The following is a 394-nucleotide window of genomic DNA, read 5'->3' on the forward strand; positions in this document are numbered from 1 at the left end:
CCAAATTTTTAAAGAGCAAGAGAATTTAACTTCTCAAAGAGAAACACACTTCATACTCAGGATATACCTGAAGTATGTTTATCTTTAAAAAGTAAAGTGGTGGAGCTAAGCAGGATCGAACTGCTGACCTCCTGCGTGCAAGGCAGGCGCTCTCCCAGCTGAGCTATAGCCCCACAATACTGGTGTGTAACATTATTTGTAACCAAAGCTTCTATTGAGGCAAGGCATAAAGTGAGGACGTTTAGTCAACTAAACGACGAGCTTTATAACGCAGCATCGAGAAGAAGTGGTGGGTCTGAGTAGACTTGAACTACCGACCTCACGCTTATCAGGCGTGCGCTCTAACCAGCTGAGCTACAGACCCAAACAATGTTTGTGTTCTCTAATTCTAATC

At 43.4% G+C, this 394-nt stretch carries 2 tRNA genes; both read right to left on the reverse strand.

Annotated elements, in window-relative coordinates:
* Nucleotides 1–97: 97 nt before the first annotated feature.
* Nucleotides 98–173: transfer RNA gene (locus tag L1070_RS20210), tRNA-Ala, on the reverse strand.
* Between the two features lie 114 nt (nucleotides 174–287).
* Nucleotides 288–364: transfer RNA gene (locus tag L1070_RS20215), tRNA-Ile, on the reverse strand.
* Nucleotides 365–394: the final 30 nt, after the last annotated feature.

This window comes from Pseudoalteromonas sp. MMG022, assembly GCF_021654245.1.
In the GTDB taxonomy this organism is placed as follows: Bacteria; Pseudomonadota; Gammaproteobacteria; order Enterobacterales; family Alteromonadaceae; genus Pseudoalteromonas; species Pseudoalteromonas amylolytica.